At 57.5% G+C, this 16,847-nt stretch carries 15 protein-coding genes; 6 read left to right on the top strand and 9 right to left on the bottom strand.

Going from position 1 to position 16,847, the window contains the following annotated elements:
- The first annotated feature begins 40 nt into the window (after positions 1-40).
- Together ORG26_RS03365 and ORG26_RS03370 are read left to right on the top strand one after the other, a co-directional pair.
- Positions 41-289, top strand: coding sequence for a hypothetical protein (locus ORG26_RS03365; RefSeq protein WP_266367112.1), 249 nt, complete (start codon positions 41-43; stop codon positions 287-289).
- Between the two features lie 115 nt (positions 290-404).
- Complete coding sequence (locus ORG26_RS03370; protein ID WP_266367113.1) at positions 405-740, top strand: hypothetical protein; 336 nt, start codon at positions 405-407, stop codon at positions 738-740.
- Positions 741-843: 103 nt separating this feature from the next.
- On the opposite strand, the gene guaA is transcribed toward ORG26_RS03370, so the two are convergent.
- From guaA to ORG26_RS03385, 3 genes are all read right to left on the bottom strand, one after another.
- The gene (gene guaA / locus ORG26_RS03375) at positions 844-2,376 is read right to left on the bottom strand and encodes a glutamine-hydrolyzing GMP synthase (protein ID WP_266367114.1); all 1,533 of its coding nucleotides are present in this window, start codon (positions 2,374-2,376) and stop codon (positions 844-846) included.
- A gap of 74 nt (positions 2,377-2,450) precedes the next feature.
- Positions 2,451-2,708 carry a DUF7683 domain-containing protein gene (locus ORG26_RS03380; protein WP_266367115.1) on the bottom strand — a complete coding sequence of 86 codons (258 nt, stop codon included), beginning with the start codon at positions 2,706-2,708 and terminating at the stop codon, positions 2,451-2,453.
- A 138-nt stretch (positions 2,709-2,846) separates the two neighbouring features.
- Positions 2,847-4,040 (bottom strand): exo-beta-N-acetylmuramidase NamZ family protein, encoded by a 1,194-nt coding sequence (locus ORG26_RS03385; RefSeq protein WP_266367116.1) that lies wholly within the window; start codon positions 4,038-4,040, stop codon positions 2,847-2,849.
- A 312-nt stretch (positions 4,041-4,352) separates the two neighbouring features.
- On the opposite strand from ORG26_RS03385, the gene ORG26_RS03390 reads away from it, so the two are divergent.
- Positions 4,353-5,576 (top strand): ABC transporter permease, encoded by a 1,224-nt coding sequence (locus ORG26_RS03390; protein WP_266367117.1) that lies wholly within the window; start codon positions 4,353-4,355, stop codon positions 5,574-5,576.
- Between the two features lie 90 nt (positions 5,577-5,666).
- Here the strand turns inward: ORG26_RS03390 and ORG26_RS03395 are convergent, their stop codons facing one another.
- The 5 genes from ORG26_RS03395 to trpF all read right to left on the bottom strand — a co-directional run bounded on the left by ORG26_RS03395 (position 5,667) and on the right by trpF (position 11,756).
- Positions 5,667-6,638, bottom strand: coding sequence for a LiaI-LiaF-like domain-containing protein (locus ORG26_RS03395; protein WP_266367118.1), 972 nt, complete (start codon positions 6,636-6,638; stop codon positions 5,667-5,669).
- Positions 6,639-6,650: 12 nt separating this feature from the next.
- Positions 6,651-7,190, bottom strand: coding sequence for a PspC domain-containing protein (locus ORG26_RS03400; RefSeq protein ID WP_266367119.1), 540 nt, complete (start codon positions 7,188-7,190; stop codon positions 6,651-6,653).
- 167 nt (positions 7,191-7,357) lie between these two features.
- Positions 7,358-9,199 (bottom strand): malto-oligosyltrehalose trehalohydrolase, encoded by a 1,842-nt coding sequence (treZ, locus tag ORG26_RS03405; protein ID WP_266367120.1) that lies wholly within the window; start codon positions 9,197-9,199, stop codon positions 7,358-7,360.
- 86 nt (positions 9,200-9,285) lie between these two features.
- Complete coding sequence (locus ORG26_RS03410; protein WP_266367121.1) at positions 9,286-10,890, bottom strand: alpha-amylase family glycosyl hydrolase; 1,605 nt, start codon at positions 10,888-10,890, stop codon at positions 9,286-9,288.
- Positions 10,891-11,135: 245 nt separating this feature from the next.
- A complete protein-coding gene (trpF, locus tag ORG26_RS03415) occupies positions 11,136-11,756 on the bottom strand; it encodes a phosphoribosylanthranilate isomerase (RefSeq protein WP_266367122.1) in 621 nt (206 codons plus the stop codon).
- Between the two features lie 188 nt (positions 11,757-11,944).
- On the opposite strand from trpF, the gene mnmA reads away from it, so the two are divergent.
- From mnmA to ORG26_RS03430, 3 genes are all read left to right on the top strand, one after another.
- Complete coding sequence (mnmA, locus tag ORG26_RS03420) at positions 11,945-13,093, top strand: tRNA 2-thiouridine(34) synthase MnmA (RefSeq protein ID WP_266367123.1); 1,149 nt, start codon at positions 11,945-11,947, stop codon at positions 13,091-13,093.
- 114 nt (positions 13,094-13,207) lie between these two features.
- Positions 13,208-13,927 (top strand): hypothetical protein, encoded by a 720-nt coding sequence (locus tag ORG26_RS03425; protein ID WP_266367124.1) that lies wholly within the window; start codon positions 13,208-13,210, stop codon positions 13,925-13,927.
- Between the two features lie 3 nt (positions 13,928-13,930).
- Entirely contained in the window at positions 13,931-15,574 is a 1,644-nt protein-coding gene (locus tag ORG26_RS03430; RefSeq protein WP_266367125.1) for a S8 family serine peptidase, read from the top strand.
- Between the two features lie 12 nt (positions 15,575-15,586).
- Here ORG26_RS03430 and ORG26_RS03435 read toward each other — a convergent pair whose 3' ends face one another.
- Positions 15,587-16,789: an NAD(P)/FAD-dependent oxidoreductase gene (locus ORG26_RS03435; RefSeq protein WP_266367126.1), complete on the bottom strand. Its 1,203-nt coding sequence runs from the start codon at positions 16,787-16,789 to the stop codon at positions 15,587-15,589.
- Positions 16,790-16,847: the final 58 nt, after the last annotated feature.

Here is a 16,847-nt window from a genome sequence, read left to right on the forward strand (position 1 = left end):
GCAGCCGACGGGTTCAGAAGGTACACAATCCACGATCGTTATGAAAAACAATCCCAACGATACGGAACTGATCGGCTCCCGAATCGGGCGGCTTGATCCCAACATCGTCAACCAGAGCGGAGCCTCCATCGACGATGACGAATTCGATACGGAAGATGATTCGCCGACGGGTCAGGATGTGACCGACGACGAGCCGGTTGACCGCGACGGCGACCCTACCGGCGAACACGATCACCAGCAGGACGATAATTTTTACCTCGGCGGGCATGTAACCCGGAGTAGTTCGTAGTTCAGTTTATCGTTTAGGGTTCATGGTTTAGGGTTCCTATCGGACGACCTTCGCCCGCCCAACTCTAAACCATAAACCCTAAACGATAAACCTTGAATATCAAATTCACAACGTCATGAAAAACAAAGATGAACATGGCCTCGAAGCCATGAACGAGCACTACCAGCCCGGCGAAGACGAAAACCAGGGACCGCTGGAAGCCTGGGCACGGTCCGAGCAGGTGAATCCGCAGACGGGCGCCATGCAAAACCCGCAGTTCAGTCCGAATGCGATGCAGGGCGGCACCGACGTTCAGCCGAAAAACCAGGGCACGGAACTCGAAAAAGCCGAACGCACCGACGCCGACGGCACCAACGACGCCATGCTGACCGAAGAGGACATCGAACCAGGCGACGCCCTCAACGCCGCCGGCAACCCCAACGAAGAGGACCCAACGGGGGCGGGAAGTTAGTTAAGAGTTAAAAATTAAAAGTGAAAAGTAAGGCTTCGCTCATTCAGGTTTCTGACAAGCGGAGCCTTACTTTTCACTTTTAATTTTTAACTCTTAACCGATTTTATTCCCACTCAATGGTGGCCGGCGGTTTGCTGGAGATGTCGTAGACTACCCGGTTGACGCCTTTGACGCGGTTGATGATTTCGTTGGAAATATCGGCCAGGAACTCGTAGGGCAGGTGCGCCCAGTCGGCGGTCATGCCGTCGACGCTGGTGACGGCCCGCAGCGCCACGACCCGTTCGTAGGTCCGCTCGTCGCCCATAACGCCCACGGACTGGATCGGCAGCAGCATCGCGCCGGCCTGCCAAACCTGGTCGTAGAGGCCGTATTTTTTGAGGCCGTTGATGAAGAGTGCATCCACTTCCTGCAGAATCGCCACTTTCTCGGCCGTGATGTCGCCCAGAATCCGGATGGCTAAGCCCGGTCCGGGGAACGGGTGACGGCCCAGAATCGCGTCCGGGATGCCGAGCGTTTTTCCAACGGCCCGAACCTCATCTTTGAACAGGGTATTGAGCGGCTCCACGACCTTCAGTTTCATGAAGTCCGGCAGTCCGCCTACGTTATGGTGCGATTTGATGGTGGCCGAAGGACCTTTCACCGAAACCGATTCGATTACGTCCGGATAAATCGTTCCCTGGCCGAGCCATTTCACGTCTTCAATCAGGTGCGCTTCGTGGTCAAAAACGTCGATGAACGTCTTGCCGATGGCTTTGCGCTTGGCTTCCGGATCGGTCAGGCCGGCCAGTGCTTCGTAGAAACGGGCTTTGGTATCCACGCCTTTGACGTTCAGGCCCAGGTGCTGGTAAGAGTCCAGAACCTGTTCGAACTCGTCTTTGCGCAGCAGGCCGTTATCGACAAAAATGCAGTAGAGGTTTTTCCCGATGGCCCGGTGAATCAGCATCGCCGCGACCGACGAATCCACGCCGCCCGAGAGTCCCATCACCACCTTGCCGTCGCCCAGTTTTGCTTTCAGGGCCGCCACGGTGCTTTCCACAAACGACTCTGAAGTCCAGTTTTGCGAACAGCCGCAGATATCGACCACAAAGTTTTTCAGAAGCTGTTTGCCCTGCAGGGAGTGCGTCACCTCGGGGTGGAACTGGATGCCGAAGGTCGGCTCGCCTTCCACATCGAAGGCCGCCACCCGAACGGTGTCCGTGGAGGCGATCACCCGGAAGCCTTCGGGAATGTCCATGATCGTATCGCCGTGCGACATCCAGACCTGCGAATGCGGGTCGATGCCGTGCAGGAGCGGACTTGCCAGATCGACGGTGCCCAGTTTGGCCCGGCCGTACTCGCGAATGGACGAAGGCTGTACCTGCCCGCCGCTGGTCTGCGCCAGCATCTGCGCGCCGTAACAAACGCCGAGCAGCGGCTGCTGGCCCCGGAAGGCCGCCAGGTCGATCATCGGTGCGTCGGCGTCGCGGACGGAACACGGGCTGCCCGACAGGATAACTCCTTTGACGTCAGGCGTAATCGGCGGGATGTTGTTGTAGGGGTGAATTTCGCAGTAGACATTCAGTTCCCGCACCCGGCGGGCAATCAATTGGGTGTACTGCGAACCAAAATCGAGAATGAGAATCTGCTCGGTGGCCATGCTACGTTTCCAAAATGCAAAGGTAGGGCATTTTGGGAAAAGTCCGCAACAGCACCGGAATGCTGTTGCGGTTTCTATTCGCTAATGGCGCACTCGACGTAGTAATTATACCGGTCGAAGTCAAAATAAATCTCTTCGTTTCGCAACGCGTACAGATGTTCGGGCCGGATTTCGTAGAATTCGTACATCATGGGATCATTCGAAGGCACCTCAAAAGTGTACAGGAACTTTTCGAGTTCAAAATGCCGGACGGGCACCATGCTTACAAATTCCGACGAATATCGGTCGAATACGGAAATTACCCGCTGTACTGCGTAAACCTCTGTTATCATCTCCTCTGCCTGTAGTTAGTACAAAAAACGTTGAGTAAGTATCGTATTTGTTACGGAAAATTACAAACAGAGGATGGCAAAAAGTTTGCCGAAAATCCGGAGCGGGCTATTTAATTGCGTGAACGGCCAAAAATTTTTTTACGGGTACAGTAAGTACTTCTTTCTCAACGCCCTGTAACGATTCAGGCCCGGCTCCCAGGTCTTCCGAATCTCGGCTTCGGACTTGCCGGCGAGGACCTGTTTCCGGAACTCGTCGGTGCCCGCCAGCTTGTCGATGTAGTTGGTTGCCAGAAAGAATTTCGTCTTGTCCGGCGTCTTCCGGAAAAACTCAAACAGGTATTTGAGCGACAACCCGTTCGTCGGCGGCTCCGCCTGCGAAAGATCGTAGCCGTAACACCGCTTGCCTTCCTGCGGCGGGTTCACCGCGCCGGGTTTATCGGTCGGGGTAAATTCAAATTTTCCGTAAGCCGGATTCTCCGGGGCGCCGATGACCTGGAACTGCTTGTCGGTGCCGCGGCCCACGCTGACAATCGTGCCCTCGAAAAAGCAGAGCGACGGATACAGCAGGACAGACTGCTGGTTGGGCAGGTTCGGGGAAGGCGGAACCGGCAGGCGGTACGGCAGACGGTGGTTGTAAGCCGGTATTTTGACGACCGTCAGCGGGCAGGTAACGCCGTTTTTCAGCCACTTCTCGCCGTTGATCATCTGCGCCAGTTCGCCAACCGTCAGCCCGTGGACGACGGGAATCGGGTGCATGCCGACAAACGACTGGAATTTGGGGTCCAGCACCGGACCATCGACGTAATTTCCGTTCGGATTGGGCCGATCCAGCACGATGAGCGGCTTTTTCTGCTCGGCGCAGGCTTCCATCACGTAGTGCATGGTGCTGATGTAAGTGTAAAAACGGGTGCCTACATCCTGAATGTCGAAGATCAGCACGTCCAGCGAATCGATCTGTTCGGGCGCCGGTTTGCGGTTTTTGCCGTACAGGGAGATAATGGGAACGCCCGTGCGCGTATCCCGGCCGTCGGCGATGGTCTCCCCGTCGGTGGCCTGCCCGCGAAAGCCGTGTTCCGGGGCAAAAATGGTTTTGATGGCAATGCCGCGGGCCAGCAGGCTATCGACCAGGTGCGTGTTTCCGACAATGGAGGTGTGGTTGACGACCATGCCTACCCGTTTGCCTTTCAGCAGGGGCAGAAACTGGTTCATCTGCTCGGCGCCGGTCTGCAGGCGGGCGGAGGCTGCCCGGGTGGACGTTTTGCCCGTCTGGGCTTTACAACTGCTGATGAGGAGTAGGGCAAACAGGAAAAGTACGTGGCGAAGTGGTGTCATGAATAAGAGGAGTGACGATACATATTCTTTTTGCAAAGTAGGCACGCTGCCTTCCCTCCCGCAACGAAATTCCCGGTTTTTTCTTTTAGGCTTTCGACCGGAAACCTATAAACGAGACCGGTCGGCCCCGCGCCTGCCGTTTGCGGCTCCCGCCTGACTTTTTGCGCTGGATTTGGGCAGGCCCGGCCAATCGTCCCTTTTGTGCGTAAGAAAACCGGCGCCTGCACATCCGGAAGCCGGTTCTGTTCGTTACTTTTAAGCCGCAAAACTCTGGCTGCGGACAACGTCCCGGCATTTAACTGTTAGCCCGATTTGAATCTTCCGCTTTTTCTGGCCCGGCGTATCCGCCATGCTCCCGTTGAAACCTTTTCCGCCACCGTAACCCGGGTGGGCATTGCCAGCATTGCCATTGGCCTAGCCGTTATTCTGGTTGCCTTTGCGGTGCTGTTCGGGTTTAAAAATACCATCCGGCAAAAGATTTTTCTTTTCGGCGCCCATATCCAGATTTCCAAATTTACGCTTAACAACTCCTACGAAGAAACGCCGCTTCCCGTTCGCAACAAGCTGACCCAGAACATCAAAACGATTGAAGGACTCCGGCACATCCAGGGCGTGGGGCTGAAAGCGGGCATTCTCAAAACGCCGGACGAACTCAGCGGGGCCGTGCTGAAAGGCGTGGGCAAGGACTACGACTGGGCCTTGTTTCAGGAATCGCTGGTGGCGGGCCGCGTTCCGGCCGTTCAGCCCGACAGCGGGTACTCGCGCGAGGTGCTGCTCAGCCAGTATATGGCCAGCCAGCTGCGGCTGAAACCGGGCGACGAGGTGACGATGTATTTCATCGATAACCCGCCCCGTGCCCGGAAATTGCAGATTACGGGTATTTACGATACCGGCATGCCTGAATTCGACGGCACCTTTGTCGTGGGCGACATCCGCATGGTCCAGCGGCTCAACAACTGGGGGCCGGATTCGGTCGGGACGTTCGAGCTTTTCGTGAACGACTTCAACCGGCTCGATGCCGTTTACGAGGCGGTCCGCGACCTTTCGCCGCCCGATTTTCTGCCCACGCGCGTCTCAGACAATTACCGGGAGCTGTTCGACTGGATGAGCATGCTCGACTCGAACGCGGTGGTTTTTCTGGTGCTGATTCTGTTCGTCGCCAGCTTCAACATGGTGTCGATTCTGCTGGTGCTGATGATGGAGCGGACGCCGATGATCGGGCTTTTCAAGGCGATGGGCAGTCCGGATGCGCTCATCCGCCGGATGTTCCTATACGTCGGGCTGGATATGGTCGTCAAGGGCCTGCTGATCGGCAACCTGCTGGGTCTGGGCCTGTGCGCCATCCAGTATTATTTCCGCCTGGTACCGCTTGACCCCAAGAACTACTACATGAGTTACGTGCCCATCGAGTGGAACCTGCCCGTCATTCTGTTCGCCAACCTGGGAACGCTCCTCCTGATCGGCCTCATCCTCTGGATTCCAACGCTGGTCATCACCCGGATTCAGCCCGTGAAAGCCCTAATCTTTAAAAAATAGTTAAGAATTAAGAGTTAAAAGTTAAAAGTAAAGCTCCGCCAGTTCAGAAACCTGAATAAGCGGAGCCTACTTTTAACTCGTAACTCTTAACTAATAACGTTCCACTTTCACGCTCGACATGCCGCCTTCGTATTTGATGGTCACTTTTTTGGCGGCTTTGTCGTAGTCCGGGGACTGGAAGCGGTTGTTGCTTACTTCGGTGAAGCCGACAAACTTCTGGGAGTTCATCGCGCCCTGCATCTCGATCTGGCAGCCGACGGTTTTTGGAACCCGGATCGTGACCGACGCCACCCCGGATTCGATGTCAATGAGCGATTCGGCGGCCCGGTCGCCCAGCTTCAGGTCGATTTCGGCGGCCCCGGCATCCAGTTCCAGACGGCGCACGGCGTAGGCGCTCAGATCCAGATCGGCCTTTCCGGCCCCAAAACCCAGATCGAATTCCCAGGCCGGCTGGGCATTGAGTTTCAGATTGACCCGGTTCTCAATCTTGCCGTTCCGGATTTTGAACTTGTCGTCGTTCAGTTCGAGATTCACTTCGGCCGTATGGTCCTCGTCATCCCGGCTAACAGACATGCTGTAGCTGCTAACCGTCATGCGGGTATCCGCTACAACCAGACTGTCGGAGGGTGCGCCGATGGTGAACGTGCCCGCTCCACCGCCGAACTTCAACCTCGCCTGCTGGATGTCGGGGGCCATCGGCTCGGCAAACCGGTCGGTCCGGGGCGTTGTGCCGGAGCTGGCCGTGTCATTGTCCGAATCGTCGCTATGCCACTCGAAATCATCCTCATCGTCGTCCACATGGACTTCCACCTTTTCCCGGTTGGAACGGAAGGCACTGATAACGGCCAGCGGGATGGCTACGGCCAGCAGCACGGTCGTGACCACGGCGGCCGAACTGTTGCTTCGCCGCAGGATGATGTTCACCCCGGCCAGAATCAGCAGAATGGGCCAGAAGCGGGCTAGGTTGCCCAGATCGAGGTGAAACCAGTCCAGTTTCTCACCCAAAAAGATCACACCCAGGGTAATCAGAACGATGCCCGGAACAATACTTCGCGATTTCATGGCGTCGGTTGATTAGAGGGGTTGTTGGGGATTACTGCCGGTGTAGGGGTCGCTGGTGCCGGTCGTGCCGGTATAGGGCGGCGTCTGGCCGCTGTTGTAGGTGTCGTCGTCGTTCCGGTTCCGGTTGCGAACGAGCAGCCACACGCCCAGCAGAATCAGACCAATCGGCCAGATCTTGCCAAAATCGATGTAGAAATCGAACCACTCACGCATGAAATAATACACGCCGATCAGGATCAGCAGTCCGCCAAATACAATACTTCCGGTATGTTCGTCTTTCCGGTTTACATTCTGGTTCATGGTCGAATAGGGGGTTGAGGTTGAAGAGGAGCCGGGCGTGGATGAGTAGACGGTATAAGCCGCGCCGATGCGTTCCGGCAACACAATCCACAAGATAATGTAAATGAGCAAAGACGGAAAATGAGGCAGAAAAAAGCCGGCGACGAACAGGACTCGGACCAGCGTTTTATCTATGGTAAAGTAATCGGCCAGTCCGGCGGCAACGCCGCCCAGCACCGAGTCATTCGTCAGGCGTTCTAAGCGTTTGTTCATGGTTTGTTGTCGTTAGTTGACGCAGTAAACCTACCAAACGCGCAAATTTCCCCCAATTTGAGTTATAAGAATGGACGCCGGACAGGATGAAATCCATCAAAAACCGGATAGTTGGTAATACCAAGTAGTAGGCGAAACCAGATCGCTCCGCCTCCTACTTTTCTTTTTTATTCGCTCGCTTCATAAACGGTAATGCTGAGCGGCGGGAGGCTGACGGCGGCTCCGGCTTCGACGGTAATCGGCAGGCCCGGGCGGTCGTCGGCTTCGGTAAGCCACCGGCGTTCGCGGGAATCAAGAATCTTCTGCCAGCGGGCGGCCGAATGGGCGACGGCATAGGCAGCCGGCTCGCCGGAGAGGTTGAAAAGGCAGAGCAGGTGCCTGAGCCCGTCTTCACTGCGCCGGTGCAGCACCAGCCCCTGCTGGCCCAGCACGTCCACCCGCAGGTCGTCTTTCCCGACGTTCTGCAAAACCGGGTGCGACCGGCGCAGCGCAATCAGTTGCTGGTGCCATTCCAGCATCAGGCGGTGCCGACCTTCCGAGCGCACCTGCCACCGTAGTTTCGAGTCCAGAAAGGTCTTTTCGTCCTGCGGGTCCGGCGGCTCGGCATCAAATCCGTAATCGGCAAACTCTTCTTTGCGCCCTTTCCGGACGGCTTCCACCAGTTCGGGTTCCGAATGACTGACGAAGTAGAAAAAAGGCGATTCGTCGCCGTACTCCTCCCCCATGAACAGCAGCGGGATGTACGGCGACAGCATGACGGCGGCGGCGGCCACTTTCAGGCGTTCGTAATCGACCAGCATGCACAGACGCTCGCCTTTCACCCGGTTGCCGACCTGATCGTGGTTCTGGTTGAACACCACAAAATGGTCGCCAGGAATACCCACGGACGAAGCGCCGTATTTTCGTTTGCGAAACGGTACAAACTCGCCGCTGTGTACAAATCCGTCCGTAAACGCCTTCGCCAGTTGTTCCATCCGCCCAAAATCCGGGTAGCGCTGCTTCCCTTCTTCATCGACGAGCACATACAGCGTGTGGTGGAAATCGTCGAGCCACTGGGCCGTAAAGCCGTACCCGCCCAGTTCGGGCGACCGGATGACCCGCGGGCTGTTCAGGTCGCTTTCGGCAATCATCGGCAGCGAACGGCCGAGCCGCTGTTCCAGCTGGCGGATTTTGTGGTACGTCAGTTCCCAGAAGTTGACCGCCCCCGTGTCGTAAATGGTGTGAATGGCATCCACCCGAAGACCGTCGATGTGAAACTTTTCGAACCAGTACAGCGGGTTGTTGGAAAAATAATCCCGTGCGCCCTCGGACCAGTCGCGGTCGAAATTCAGGGCATCGCCCCAGGGAGTACAGTACTGGCTGGTGAAGTACGGGCCGAATTTGCCGAAATAATTGCCTTCGGGCCCAATGTGGTTGTAGACCACGTCCAGAAAAACGGCAATTCCGTGCGCGTGGCAGGCATCGACCATCTTTTTCAGCCCTTCCGGTCCGCCGTAACTATCCTGAACGGCATACGGAAAAACGCCGTCGTAGCCCCAGTTGCGGCTGCCCGGAAACTGGTTGACCGGCATGAGCTCCAGCGCGTTGATCCCAACCTCGGCCAGTTGGGCAAGGCGGGGAATGATGGCTTCGAACGTGCCTTCCGGTGTGAACGTACCCACGTGCAGTTCGTACAGAATCAGGTTCCGGAACGGAATACCCCGCCAGGCGCTGTCCTGCCAGGCAAACGCCCCGTGGTCCACAACGGCGGAAGGGCCGTGTACCCCGTCGGGCTGGTACTGCGAGGCCGGATCGGGAAAATCCTCTTCGTCATCCGGCCTGAAAAAGTAACGCGTTCCCGGTTCAACGCCCGTCATTTCGAGTCTGAAATACCCGAAGTCCGCCCGTTCCATCGGCAGTTTCTGTTCTTTCGGCTGAATCAGGTGCAGCACCATCTTTTTTTTCAGTGGCGCCCAGACGGTAAACACGCAACGCCCGTCACCCAGGTATTCCGCCCCAATGGTTTTCATTCAGTTTCTAAACGTTTATGACAAAAGGCTTAAGAACGAATCTCAAGCCGGTTCTCTCCCTTGTATCTATTCGCTAAAACAGGTTTTTACTTCTCCAGCCGCACAATTACCCCTTCGTCGCCGCCCAGGTTGAGCCTGTTTTCCACCCGGATGCCTTCGCGTTCGGGCACAGTAGCGATTTCGACCGTACCGGCAAACTCGTACTGCTTAGGTTTGAAATAACTCGGACGGTGGCTCAGGTTGAGGACGATCAGAAAGCTGTCGTGGCCCTCGCTTTCGCGCTCGAAGGCAATGGTCTGCCGGTCGGAGTAGACCGGGCGGTAGCTACCCGTCTTGAGCGCGGGCTCCCGGTGTCGCAGGTCGATGAGGCGTTTGTAGAGGCTGAGCATCGAGTACGGGTCCTGCCGCTGCGCCTGCACGTTATGCCGCCGAAAGACTTCGGGCAGCCGCAGCCAGGGTTTGCCCGTGGTGAAACCGGCATTTTCCGAATCGTCCCACTGCATCGGCGTGCGGGAAGGGTCGCGGCTCAGGTTCAGGTCGGGCATGTTGAGGCCCTGCGGGTCCTGCACCTCCTCGAACGGGATCGGCACGTCGCGCATGCCGATTTCGTCGCCGTAGTACACGGTGGGCGTTCCGCGGAGCGTCAGCAGCAGCAGGGCAGCCACGCGGGCCTGGGTCTGCCCTACCCGGCTCGTGATACGCGGCTGGTCGTGGTTGCCGAGAACCCAGTTGGGCCAGCCATCGCCGGGAAGCGCGCCTTCGTACTGGTCGATGGCCGTGGCCACCTGCTGCGCATCCCAGGGCAGGGTCAGCAACTGGAAATTGAACGGCAGATGCGCCCCGTTCCGGTCGGTGCCGTAATAGGTCATTAGCTGCTGAATGGGCAGGTAAATTTCGCCGATCATCATCCGCTCGTCGTACCAATCGAGCACGCTCCGCATCATCCGGACGATGGTATGGACTTCTGGCTGGTCGGTAGAATACACCGGCAGCAACTGCTCATAGGTCGCCATATGAGGCTCGTAGCCGGGGTTGCGGGGGTTATCGCGCCACTGATCGTCCTTGATCATGTGCCACATGACGTCTACCCGGAACCCGTCCACGCCCTTGTCGAGCCAGAACCGCATGACGGCCATCATGGCCTCCTGAACCTCCGGATTGCGCCAGTTCAGGTCGGGTTGCTCTTTCAGGAAAGCGTGGTAATAGTACTGACCGGTGGTCTGGTCCCATTCCCAGCCGCTGCCGCCAAAAACGCTCAGCCAGTTGTTGGGCGGAGAGCCGTCGGGGCGGGCGTCCTGCCAGAGGTACCAATTCCGCTTGGGATTATCCCGCGACGAGCGCGATTCCAGAAACCAGGGATGCTGGTCGGAGGTGTGGTTCGGCACCAAATCCAGAATGAGTTTCATGCCCCGGGCGTGCACTTCCTTCAGCAGCGCGTCAAACTCATCCATTGTGCCGAAAATGGGATGAATACTGGTATAATCGGCTATATCGTACCCAAAATCCGCCATCGGTGATTCGTAGATGGGCGAAATCCAGATGGCGTCGATTCCCAGCCATTTGAGGTAATCCAGCCGGTTGATGATGCCGCGCAGGTCGCCAATGCCGTCGCCGTTGCTGTCCTGAAACGATCGGGGGTAAATCTGGTAGATGACACCCTGTTGCCACCAAAGATAGTTTTGCTGTTCCATAAATTGCCTGCGGTCCCGGACGGGACCAAGGTGCGCCGTTTGCTAATCAATCTTCACCCTGCCCCGAATGTTTGATTTCCTGAGGTAAAGACCCGGCCTGGCAGGCCCGGCCCGGCAGGCGACAAAAGAAAAACCCGGTCGTGCGGGACCGGGTTATCGGACAGAAAACATCGTTGGATCCACGGGCAGCACATCTGTTTCAGGCGCTGATTCGGGTTTTATCGGCTTACCAGCCGCTCAGTACGTTACTCTTCTTCCAGTTTTTCCAGAATATCCATCATTTCGCCAAACTCCCGGTAGCCGGGGCGGGCCTCGTCGCCTCCGGCCAGGGCAATTCCTCTCAGCGGCAGATTCGCCAGCACATCGAGGACGTTATCCACCGAAATGCCGGTTCCCAGCAGCACGGGATAGCTTTCGGCCAGCTGCTGCAACGTGGTTCTGAGGTCATCGTCCAGGTTAATGGGGGCCTTGGCTTCCAGCAGAACGAAGGAAAGTCCGTCGTGTTTGGTGGTGAGAATGGACGTAATCTGCGCCAGGGTCAATTGGCCGAGATCCAGCTTCAGGATTACCGGCAGATCGAAGGAGGCGGCGTAGGGCACCACGGCGGAATCTTCCACCTGAACGGCATCCGGCTGGTAACTTTCCAGCAGCTTTTCGAAAGCCTGCGGGTCCGTCTCGGCCGTTTCGCCCACGATCTGAACACCCGCCAGCCAGCCCCGGATTTCGGCCAGTTTCTGCGGACTGACGTACTGCTCAGCCGTTTCATCCATGGAAAAACCAAGCATTTCCACGCCCATGCCGGCACAATACCGCGCATCGCTGAGGTTGGTCACGTTACTTATTTTGACGACGGTACGCAGTGCCATTATTCAGTTATGAATTATGAGTTATGAATGATGAGTTATGCGGTTTTTGGCAAAAGTACGCTGTTCTGAAGGCTTCGGAAACTAACTTTGTGTTTTTTCGCGTTAAATTCAGCATTCCCACCAACTCATAATTCATAACTTATCATTCTTAATTGTTTATCGCGGGGCTTTGAACCCCGGCAGATACCATGAGTAAACACGGACGTATTCTGGTCGCCATGAGCGGCGGCATTGATTCTTCCCTCGCGGCGGTGCTGCTGCACGAAGAAGGCTATGAGGTCATCGGCATGACCATGAAAACCTGGGATTACGCCTCCTCGGGCGGCACCAAGAAAGAAACGGGCTGTTGCAGCCTCGACAGCATCAACGACGCCCGCAACATCGCCGTCAACCTCGGCTTCCCGCATTACATTCTCGACATCCGCAACGAATTTGGCGATTACGTCATCGACCATTTTACGGGTGAATACCTCGAAGGCCGCACGCCCAACCCCTGCGTTCTCTGCAACACCCACATCAAATGGGATGCCCTGCTGCGCCGCGCCGACCGCCTCGACTGCGAGTTCATCGCCACGGGCCACTACGCCAATATACGCCACGAGAACGAACGGTACATCATTTCCAAAGGCATTGATAACCTCAAAGACCAGTCGTATGTGCTCTGGGGCGTTTCGCAGGAAAGCCTGAGCCGGACCAAACTGCCGCTGGGCCATCTCCGCAAATCGGAAATCCGCGAGATGGCGAAAGAACGCGGCTTTATCGAACTCGTGACCAAATCCGAGTCGTACGAAATCTGTTTCGTCCCCGACAACGATTACCGGGGCTTCCTCAAACGCCGGATGCCGGGTCTGGAGCAGGAAGTGGCGGGCGGTAATTTTGTTCTCGAAGGCAGCAACAAAGTGGTCGGCAGGCACGAAGGTTACCCGTTCTATACCATCGGCCAGCGGAAAGGGCTCGGCATTGCGCTCGGCCACCCGGTTTTTGTAACCGAAATCCGGAAAGAAACCAACGAAGTCGTGCTGGGCGTGGACAAGGACCTGTTCCGCGACGGGATGTACGTCAGCAAACTGAACTTGCAGAAGTACGACCGACTGCCCGGCCCGCTGGAAACCGTCACCAAAATCCGGTACAAGGATTCTGGCACGCCCGCGCTGTTGATGCAGGAATCGGACGACCGCATCCGGGTGCATTTCCACGAAGGCGTCAGCGCCATTGCGCCGGGGCAGGCCGCCGTATTTTACGAAGGCGACGATGTGATCGGCGGCGGCTGGATCATGAAAAGCTTCCGGCAGAGCGACGAACCGGCTGCCAGCCCGGCAAGGGCCGCGGCGGTGTAAGCGAACGAAGATACAGCAAGCGGGACGGCCTGGCCGTCCCCTTTTTGTTTTAGGCCGGAACGGTTTTCCCTCCAGTGAATTGATTCCCGGCGGCAAAACCCTTATCTTGACTGCGTGAAATTCCGTAACTTTGCTCTTCTGATCGTTTGGGGAACGGCCCTGCTCGCCTGTCAATCGTCCGTTGAGAAACGGGAAGCGGATCCTGCCGGACCGGACCTCTCCGGGCTGGGTTACGACTTTGCACCGCTGGAATTGGGCCGTTTCTGGGTTTACGAAGTGACGGAGCAGCGGATTCCGCTCGGCGGTTCTCCCATTGAACGGATTTACCAGATTCGGGAAACGCTCACGGAAACGTATACGGACCTGAGCAACGCCCGGGCTTACCGGATTGAGCGGGCCATCCGATTGTCCGATAACCAGCCCTGGGAACCGGATTCGGCGGGCAGCATCCGGCTGACCCAGGATCAGCTGATCCGGACGGAGAACAACCGCGATTTTGTCCGGCTGGTTTTTCCGGTGTACGAACGGGCGGAATGGGACGGCAATTTATTCAATAGTCTCGGCGCGGATGCCTACCAGATTCGCAATACGCGCTGTTCATACAGCGTTTTAAATCAAACCTTTCCGGAAACCATAACGGTTGTCCAACAAAACGATTCGACACGGGTTAATCAGGACAGGCGGCTGGAGGTTTACGCCCGGCAGGTTGGCCTTGTTTACCGGGAGCGGGTGCAGGTGCAGTTCTGTTCTTCGACACCCGGCTGCGTCGGAAAAGGACAGGTCGATTTTGGAATCCGGCAATACATACGATTGAAAAGTTACGGCAGGTTATAGATTATGAAAAAAGGGATACTGACGCTGCTTCTGGGCGTATTTCTGGCAAGCGGGCTTTCGGCGCAGACCAGCCCGAAGCGTTATTTTGTGCTGCTGGCCGACAAGGCCAATTCTCCTTTTTCGGTAAACAAGCCGGAACAGTTTCTCTCCCGGCGGGCCATCGAACGTCGTCAGAAGCAGAATATTCCCGTCACCGAACGGGACTTGCCGGTCAACCCCGCCTATCTCTCCGCCATCCGGCAGGCCGGGGCTATGGTCTGGTTTCCGTCCCGCTGGGCTAACGGCGTGCTCATCCAGGCCGACGAAGCCACGCTCGCCAAAGTCCGGGCGCTGCCTTTTGTGAAAGGTCTGGAACGAGACCGGGCGCTGGCAAACGCCCGCACCGCCTACACAGTCAGTCCGTCGGCGGCGGTCACGAATCCCTCGGCCCGGAAGCTCGGCGAAACCGAGGGGCCGCTCTCCTACGGACTTTCCGCAACCCAGATTACGCAGCTGGGCGTTGACAAGATGCACCAGCAGGGTTTCCGGGGCGAAGGCATGCTCGTCTGCATTCTGGACGCCGGTTTCCGCAACGCCAATACGGTTCCCTACCTCCAGCACCTGTTTCAGGAAAACCGGATTGTCGGCACGTACGATTTTGTTCAGAAAGAATCGAGTGTTTACGAAGATGATTCGCACGGACTGGCGGTACTTTCGGTCATGGCCGGTTACAGCGAAAGCCAGCTGATTGGTCCGGCTTACAAAGCCTCCTACCTCCTGCTGCGCACCGAAGATGCCTCCGGCGAAACGCCCGTCGAAGAAGCCAACTGGCTCTTTGGCGCCGAATACGCCGACAGCACCGGAGCCGATGTGCTCAATTCGTCCCTCGGGTACACCACCTTTGAGGACGCCGCGCTGAACCATACCTACAACGATCTGAACGGCAAAACGTCGCTGGCTACCCGGGCCGCCAACTGGGCTTCCGAAGCCGGTATGCTCGTGGTGGTTTCCGCCGGTAACGAAGGGGCGGGCCGCTGGAAGTACGTTTCCGTCCCGGCCGACTCCCCCCAGGTGCTGGCCATCGGAGCGGTCAACGCCGCGGGCAACAGAGCCTCGTTCAGTTCGGTGGGCCCTACCGCCGACAACCGCATCAAACCCGATCTGGCCGCTATGGGACTGGGCACGGTCCTCGGCTCGCCGGGCGGTTCGATCACCACGGGCAACGGAACCTCTTTCGCTTCGCCCCTCGTAGCGGCCCTGGCGGCCGGATTCTGGCAGGCATTTCCGCGCCTTACCGCCAAACAGGTGGCCGAGAGCCTGCGCCGCTCAGGCAGCCAGTATGGCACGCCGGACAACTCACTGGGCTTCGGAATTCCCGATTTTGGCCGGGCTGCGGCGTTCGCCAGCGATTCGTTTTCGCTCGTTGTGTTCCCGAATCCGTTCACGGATAATGACCGCCTGACGGTGCTGTGGAACGAAGTGTCCACGACCGAAGCGATGGACGTGACCCTTACCAACGAACGGGGTCAGATCCTCATGCGGCAGCGCTACCCCGCCGACCGGCTGGCCAACCTGTCGCTGACGCCCCTGAGCCTGTCGCCGGGCCTTTATTACCTGACGCTCAAAAGCGAGAAGAACCAGCGGACGGTGAAGATTCTGAAGCATTAAGGGAAGAGTCGTTTAACGTCCGAATCGATAAAGAGCCAGATCGTCTGGCTCTTTGCCGTTCAGGCAGTCCCGGATGAGTTCCGCCGCCGTTACGCTGAACGTAATGCCGTTGCCGCCAAATCCCAGCGCAAAATAGCTATGCGGGAAGTCCGGATGCGGCCCGATGTACGGCAGGCCGTCCCTGGTCTCGCCGAAGGTTCCGGCCCAGGCCTGATCCGGGACAAACGAAATGTCCGGATACAGGGAACGGGCCTGTTCGGTCAGAAAGTCCGATTTTTTGGCGATCAGAGCGTCGCGCACACCGGCGTTGCTGAACGCCTCATCTCCGCCGCCAATGAGGACGCGATTGTCGTTCGTAGTCCGCAGGTACAGGTACGGCTTGTCCGTGTTCCAGAGAATGACCTCGCGCAGGTAGTCCGGCAGCGACTCCATCGGTTCGCTGGCGATGGCGTAGGTGCTCAGCAGCTTTACCACCTTTTCGGGCAGCATTTCCTGGGCTTCGTAGCCGGTGCAGTAGATCACGTGGCGGGCATCTATCGTGGCCAGGCCGTCGGTCAGCACCCGGACGCCCTGGTTGTGGTATTCCGTTTTGAGGATGTCGACATGGTCGAAGACGCACAGGCCATCGTCTACAGCGGCCCTGATCAGGTCGTGGGCAAACCGGTAGGCGTCGATTTCGGCCGCGTCTGCGGAGGCGATGGCGGCGGAAGCGGGCAGGTTGTACTTTTCGCGCAGGGCCGCTCGGTCCAGCCATTCCACCTGAAACCCGTGCCGTTGCCTCGTCTCGAACTCTTTCCGCAAAAAATCTTCATCCCCGGGCGTATTGGCAAAGTACAAACTTTCTTTCCGGCGAAAACTGCACTGGCTCCCGACGCGCCCGACCAGTTTTTCGATCGTGTCAATGGCTTCGCGGCAGTTCTGGTAAGCCCGGACCGCCCCTTTCTGGCCGATCATCGGAATCAGTTCGTGCAGGGCCGTATCAATCTCGTACTGGAGCATGGCCGTGCTGGCGGAGGTGCTTCCAAAGCCCACGTCGCGCCGGTCGATAACTGCCGTCCGGATTCCGGCCTGGGTAAGTGTATAGGCCATCAGGGCCCCGGTGACGCCCGCCCCCACTACCAGCGCCTCGCAGGTGATGGACTTTCGGAGGGAAGGATAAGCATTCAGATAGCCGTTTTTGAGCAGCCAGAAGGGTTCGTTGGACCGCAGTCGCATAGGTGTGTCAAAGATATATGAACAACTAACGACCTGTCGACCTCGAAGGTTTACAAAA

The organism is Tellurirhabdus rosea (assembly GCF_026278345.1).
Taxonomy (GTDB): Bacteria; Bacteroidota; Bacteroidia; order Cytophagales; family Spirosomataceae; genus Tellurirhabdus; species Tellurirhabdus rosea.

Coding starts and splice junctions, on each gene's coding strand:
- ORG26_RS03430 (WP_266367125.1), top strand. CDS start 13,931: ATGAAAAAAGGGATACTGACGCTGCTTCTGGGCGTATTTCTGGCAAGC.
- ORG26_RS03435 (WP_266367126.1), bottom strand. CDS start 16,789: ATGCGACTGCGGTCCAACGAACCCTTCTGGCTGCTCAAAAACGGCTAT.
- ORG26_RS03370 (WP_266367113.1), top strand. CDS start 405: ATGAAAAACAAAGATGAACATGGCCTCGAAGCCATGAACGAGCACTAC.
- guaA (WP_266367114.1), bottom strand. CDS start 2,376: ATGGCCACCGAGCAGATTCTCATTCTCGATTTTGGTTCGCAGTACACC.
- ORG26_RS03365 (WP_266367112.1), top strand. CDS start 41: ATGAAAAACAATCCCAACGATACGGAACTGATCGGCTCCCGAATCGGG.
- ORG26_RS03385 (WP_266367116.1), bottom strand. CDS start 4,040: ATGACACCACTTCGCCACGTACTTTTCCTGTTTGCCCTACTCCTCATC.
- treZ (WP_266367120.1), bottom strand. CDS start 9,199: ATGAAAACCATTGGGGCGGAATACCTGGGTGACGGGCGTTGCGTGTTT.
- ORG26_RS03380 (WP_266367115.1), bottom strand. CDS start 2,708: ATGATAACAGAGGTTTACGCAGTACAGCGGGTAATTTCCGTATTCGAC.
- ORG26_RS03400 (WP_266367119.1), bottom strand. CDS start 7,190: ATGAACAAACGCTTAGAACGCCTGACGAATGACTCGGTGCTGGGCGGC.
- ORG26_RS03395 (WP_266367118.1), bottom strand. CDS start 6,638: ATGAAATCGCGAAGTATTGTTCCGGGCATCGTTCTGATTACCCTGGGT.
- trpF (WP_266367122.1), bottom strand. CDS start 11,756: ATGGCACTGCGTACCGTCGTCAAAATAAGTAACGTGACCAACCTCAGC.
- ORG26_RS03410 (WP_266367121.1), bottom strand. CDS start 10,890: ATGGAACAGCAAAACTATCTTTGGTGGCAACAGGGTGTCATCTACCAG.
- mnmA (WP_266367123.1), top strand. CDS start 11,945: ATGAGTAAACACGGACGTATTCTGGTCGCCATGAGCGGCGGCATTGAT.